The following is a 1513-nucleotide window of genomic DNA, read 5'->3' as shown; positions in this document are numbered from 1 at the left end:
GGGCTCCCCAGACCTACGAGACAGCCTTCCACTCAACATCATCTACGCTGGCATCAGCTGCATAAGCCGTGTCCAGTCTTCGGGTGGAAGCCCCGGGGCCGGTTTCGGGGTGTCGACGGCGACCGCGTGGCGGTATGTGGAGGAGGCGGTGATGCTGCTGTCGGCGCGCTGGCCCCAAGCTCGGGCAGGCGCTGTGGAGGGCCAGGCGGGACGGGCTGCACTATCTGGCGCTGGATGGCACGCTGATCCCACCGACCGGCTCAAGGCCGACCGCCGTATTTCTTTGGCAAGCATCGCGTGCACGGGGTGAACGTTCAGGTCATCGCCTCGCTGGAGTTGATGGATGAGGGGTTGTTCCCTGACACGGTTCTAGCTGGGCACCTTGAAGATTGGGTCGTGCTTATATCGAGGTGTACGCCTGGCCGGCGACAGAACTCGATGTCATGAGGGCGCTGTCGGCCGGGATAGAGCGGCGGTTGTCACGGGCGAAATGGGACACCGACGCGCTGCGCGATGAGGTCCGCGCCAATGCGGTGGCTCATCTGGGCAGCCCACGCGGCGTGCTGATCGCCGGCGATACCACCCATGCCTGACCAGGGAAACGACCATTCACCCCGGGAGAGCTTCCGCTGAGCGCGGTCCGGCTGATCCGGCCATCTCTCGCCGAGATCCGCCGCGTCTTCGCGCGCCTCATCGTGCCCGCCACCACGCTCGTCGATCACGTTCTGGCCTGGTCCAGATTCCGCCAGGCCCACCAGACCCGGGCCCTGATCAGCCACTATCGCCGACGAGGAGACCCACTCCCTCGAGATCTACAGATGTAGTACTGGGTGCCTTCTAACGCCCGGTGGTGCCATCGATCTGCTCGCGGAGGATATCGGCGTGGCCAGCGTGGCGAGCGGTCTCGCTTGTCATGTGGGCAAGGACCCAGCGCAGCGTCCGGAACTCACCATCGACGGGCTCAGCCACCGGAGCCGCCGGATCGCCTGCCGCGCGAATCGCGGAATCGCTTACCTGGATCGCCGTGTGGTAGTCGGCCAGAACTTGCGCGGCATCGAGCTCAGCCACATCCATGCCGAAGTCCCAATCTTTCTCAGATTTGACTCCGGCCACGTGGTACCCGAACCAGTAGCGTTCGGCTGCGGTCAGGTGATGGACCAGCCCGAGGAGGGTAGTTCCGGTGTCAACCAGGACGCGCCGTAGCTGCTCATCGTCCAGCCCGTGGGTCTTCTTGAGCACTGATTCCCGCGCGAAGGTCAGGAACGCCAAAGCGGTGTCAAGCTCACCAGAGTCGTTGCGGGGGACCGGTTGACGTTGCGTCTCAGCCATGCCGTCACCCTACAGAACCCCAGACGATGGGCTGTGCGGGAGCCATCAGGAGGGGCGGGAGCGTGATGTTGCTGCGGCGACGAGTTCGGCTAGAAGACCACTGAAGATCTTGATCTATGCCTGTCCGGGGTGGGTTGAACGCCCTGCCGTCAGGCGGTGGCCAGCCCGAGAGTCCAGACACCGC

The 1513-nt window shown here is 64.6% G+C and carries 2 protein-coding genes and 1 pseudogene; 2 read left to right on the top strand and 1 reads right to left on the bottom strand.

Annotation, left to right across the window (positions count from 1 at the left end; translation table 11 throughout):
* Positions 1 to 97: 97 nt before the first annotated feature.
* Both ACWEVS_RS46295 and ACWEVS_RS46290 read left to right on the top strand, forming a co-directional pair.
* Positions 98 to 330: pseudogene (locus ACWEVS_RS46295) on the top strand (IS5/IS1182 family transposase); the annotation flags it as partial.
* A gap of 80 nt (positions 331 to 410) precedes the next feature.
* Positions 411 to 593, top strand: a complete 183-nt coding sequence (locus ACWEVS_RS46290) for a hypothetical protein (RefSeq protein WP_452557630.1) — start codon at positions 411 to 413, stop codon at positions 591 to 593.
* A gap of 244 nt (positions 594 to 837) precedes the next feature.
* Here ACWEVS_RS46290 and ACWEVS_RS46285 read toward each other — a convergent pair whose 3' ends face one another.
* Positions 838 to 1329 carry a DinB family protein gene (locus tag ACWEVS_RS46285; RefSeq protein WP_452557628.1) on the bottom strand — a complete coding sequence of 164 codons (492 nt, stop codon included), beginning with the start codon at positions 1327 to 1329 and terminating at the stop codon, positions 838 to 840.
* Between the last annotated feature and the right edge of the window lie 184 nt (positions 1330 to 1513).

Source organism: Nonomuraea sp. NPDC003754, from assembly GCF_053605785.1.
Note: the sequence above shows the minus strand (reverse complement) of the source record. Positions and strands in the feature narration are given on the sequence as shown.

Bases quoted from the DNA above. Each gene is read 5' to 3' on its own strand.
- ACWEVS_RS46285 (WP_452557628.1), bottom strand. From the start codon at position 1,329: ATGGCTGAGACGCAACGTCAACCGGTCCCCCGCAACGACTCTGGTGAG.